Origin of the sequence: Corallococcus sp. AB049A (genome assembly GCF_003668885.1) — a bacterium.
GTDB classification, from domain to species: domain Bacteria; phylum Myxococcota; class Myxococcia; order Myxococcales; family Myxococcaceae; genus Corallococcus; species Corallococcus interemptor.
On record NZ_RAWL01000611.1, the window covers coordinates 1 to 3953 of the forward strand.

Here is a 3953-nt window from a genome sequence, read left to right on the forward strand (position 1 = left end):
GCCCTCGCCCCTCGCATCACCGCCCGGCCCGCCGCGCGTACGCCGCGCATGAGGCCTCGGCCCGCCGCCCTCGCGCCCCTCGCCACCGTGCGCGCTGCCCGCTGCAGCATCCGGCCGATGCGCTGGGCCATCGCCCGCAGCCGCTGGCCGATTCGCGCCGCCGGCCTCACCAGCCGCCTCAGCAGGAAGAAGGCCACGAACTGGATGACCACGATGGCCGCCGACGCCAGCGCCTGCGCGAACTGCGGCCCCGCGTTGCCGTCCTTCACCGCCCGCAGGAAGGCGAAGAACTGCTGGAACGCCTGGATGATGCGGCTCACCGTCCCCCATGCCGCCTGCAGGCCCTGGATGATGGCCAGCACCGCGGCCGCCGCCGGGACGATCATCGACACCAACCGCTCGATGAGCAGCTGCACCAGCAGCATCGGGATGACCGACTTCAGCCCCTCCCACGCCATCCGGGCGATCTGCTGGAACGTGATGCCGCCGTTCCTCAACAGATTCAGGATGGCCGAGCCCAGCCCCAGCAACCCCTCCACCGTCTCGTTGAACCACTGCCGGATGGCCTGACGGAACGCGCCCACCAGGTGGTTGCGGATGCCGTCCACCACCGACGCACCCAGGTTGCGCAGCCACTGCCCCGGGTTGGCCGCGATGTCTCGGATGAGCTGCGCGAAGGCCCCCAGCGCCTGCGCCACCGCGCGCGCGGCGTTCAGCGCCCCCTGCACCGCCTGGTTCACCGCGTCCACCGCCGCCAGCAGCCCGCGCTCCAGCAGCCCCAGCGCCGCCTCCAGCGCCGCGCCCAGCAGGTCCAGCGCGCGCTGCACGCCCTCCCGCAGCGCCTCCGCCAGCCGGTTGACCGCGGCCTCCGCCGCCGCCACCCGCTCCTCGATGAAGCGGCGGTAGCGGTCACGCAGCCTCGGGAACGCCGCCAGCAGCGTGTCGCCAATGGCGATCAGCCGGTCTCCCGCCCAGCGGATGACGCCCACGATGGCCCGGCGGCCCCGCTCGATGGCGTCCAGGGCCAGCTGGCGCGCCCGCTGGATGGCGGCGCGCACCAGCCGCCTCGCCCGCTCGAACCCGTCCTGGATGGCGCGCTTGACCCGATCGAAGAACGCGCGCACCCGCGAGCCGAGCCACCCGAAGATGCCTCCCGACTCGTTCTCCGCCTGGCGCCGCTCCCGCGCGGCGTTGCGCTCGGCATCCTGGCGCGCCTCGGACACCTCCGTGTTGCCCTGGCGCACGTGCCCCGCCGCCTCGCCCTCCGCCTCCGCCCGCTCGCGCTCCAGGTCCCTCGCGCCCTGCGCTCCCACCGCGCCCGCGTCCTCGCGCGCCTGGGACACCGCCGCGTCCTGCTCGTGGCTCCACTCGTCGCGCCGGGCCTGCACGTCACGGCGAACGCGCGAGCGCTCGTCGGTCTGCGCCCCCGCGTTCTCCGCCACCAGCGCGTCGATCTCCTCCTGCGAGCGCGCCCGCTCCTCCGACACCTGCTCGCCGTGCTCCCGCACCCGGTCGCCGAGCGCCGAGCGCGCCTCCGTCACGCTCGCGCGAATCTCATCCCCGCGCTCCTGCTCGGCGATGACGGACAGCGCCACGTCGTCCGCGCCGCCACCTCCGGCCGCGCCGCCTCCACCCGCGGCCGCCGCACCGGCGCCACCTCCCGCCGCGCCGCCACCTCCGCCCGAAGCGGGGCGGGCCCGCAGCGTCTCCTCGGGGACGTCGGGCAGCACGGCGTCCTCGCCCATGGGGCGGGCCACGTCGAGCTGGCCCTGGGCCTGGGCTTCCGCCGCTCCCTGATCCAGCCGCTCGCGCTGCTCGCGCATGCGGGCGGGATCGGCATTGCCCTCCAGGGTCAGCGCCGGCGCCGTCCCCACCGTGACATCCAGCGCGGGGTCTCGCGTGGGCAGGCCCCGCACGGCGCTGACGACCTGCTGGGCGTCCTGCGCGGAGATCTCCGCCGTGCCGGCCACCTGGGGCGCGGCGACGGACGCCGTCGGCAACACGGGGGCCTGTGGCAGCGGCGCGGGCGAGGGCACGGGCACCGCCGCTCCCTCCGGCGCACGCTCCACGCGGCCCTGGGGCGCCGGGGCCGCTGGCGCGGCGGCCTCGGACCCGGTCCCGGGAGTGGGCGCTCCGGTGGGACGCTGCATCTCCGGCGGGCTCGCGGCCAGCTCGTCCCGCTGCGTCCGCACGCTCCGGGTCGCCGCCGCGCTCACCCCTCCAAGGGCCTGTTGGAGCTGCACGGCCGGCAGATGGCCCACGGCGCCCATCGCCGACACCGGATCCGCCTGGGATACGTCAGGCACCGAGGGCGCCGGTGGCTCCTGCACCGCGCTGCCACCGCCACCGCCCCCCGCGGACGGCGCGGCCATTTCTCCGCCACCGCTCAGGTCCTCGGCCAGTCCACCCGCCTCCGCCACGCCGCCGGCCTCCATGCCCATGGAGGGCAGGTCGAGCCCCGCGGTGGATGGTGTGGCCCCCTGCGCAGGGGATGCGGCGCCAGCGTCCGGCGCGAGGGCAGCGGGCGCGGGTGCTTCCTCGGCGGCGGCCGGTTCCGGCGCGGCCTGCCCGGCCACGGGGCTCGACGCCACCTCCTCGGGCCCGGCCTCGACAGCCGCGGCTGCCTCCTCCGCTCGGATGTCGGCGGCACTGGGAGCCGCGCTCCGCGCCGGGCCTGCTTCGGCTGAGGACTCCGCGCCGTCCGCACCGCCCATCTCCGTCGCGGGAGCGGGTGCGGAGGTGCCCGCGGAGGCGAGTTGCTCGGGCGTGGGCCCGGGTTGCACCTCGGGGGGTGAACCCGTCGGGAGGGCTTCCGGCGCGGGCTCGGGCAGGACCTGGCCGACCGCACCCTCTTCTTCGGCCGCGGCGACCTCCTCGGGAGCGATGGGCTCCGCCGCGGCTGCCTCCGGAGCGGTGGCGGCTCCGGCCTCGGCCACTTCGGCTCCGGCGGGGGCGGCGGCCTCGTCCTCCATGGGTCCGGCGGAGTCCCGTGCCGCCTCGGCGGGCGCGGCGCCCTCGGCGGTGGACACGGCGTCTCCACCGGCGGCAGCCGTCCCACCCGATGGCTCGGCACCACCCATGGTGGCCGCCTCACCTGCTGGCGCAGCGCCTCCCATCGAGGCCGCCTCACCTGCTGGCGCGGCGCCTCCCATGGTGGCCGCCTCACCTGCTGGCGCGGCACCTCCACCCGCTGGAGCCGCCACTACCGCTGGCGCGGCGCCTCCTCCCGCTCCACCCGCGCCCCCTGCCGCCGTGAGGCCTGCGGGGCCCGCGGCCTGAGTCTGCGCGGTGCCCTGCTCCGCCGCCTGGGCCGCGGAGTCCTCCACCTGCGCCATCTGGAGCGGTGGGGCTTCTTGCGGCGGAGCCTCCCCGGCCTCCGCTCGCGCTTCGTCCGGAGCCGCGCCTTCCGTGGGTGCCGCACCCGCGGCGGCCCGGCGCTCTCGACCCCGGGTTGCCCTTCCACCCGCTTCGCTTGACCGCGCCTCCTCCGTCGAGGGCGCCTCTTCGGGCACGAACTCCGCCGCTGGCTCGGCGGCGGTGGCAGTGGGGGCCACCATGGCTCCGCCGCGCTCGGGCGCTTCCGCCCCGGTCCGCGCCTGTGCGGCATCGGCGGTTCCCAGCCGGGCCCGCACCGCCTCCGAGACAGCCTGGGCCACGGAAGGTCCAGGCCGCGCGCTCGCCTCCGCACGGGCCCGCGCCGAGGTCTCGCTCTCTGGTGGAGCCTCCGCCGGAAGCGGAGCGGGTGTCGGCGCCGGGGCGCCCGCGGCCAGACGCTCCGCCGCCACACGCGCCGCCGTCGCGGGAGCCCCCACGCCACGCCGCTCCGCCGCCGCGGCTTCCACCGCCATCCGAGCGGCCATGGCGGCCCCTCGTGCCGCGTTCGCGGCCGCCGCGCGCTCCGCGTCCGCCTGCGCTGCTCGCTCCGCCTCCCCCACCCCTCCCGCCGCTCCGCC

At 77.5% G+C, this 3953-nt stretch carries 1 pseudogene; it reads right to left on the bottom strand.

From position 1 onward, the window contains the following. Nucleotides 1–3029 (bottom strand): annotated as a pseudogene (locus D7X55_RS43720) (hypothetical protein); the annotation flags it as partial. Nucleotides 3030–3953: the final 924 nt, after the last annotated feature.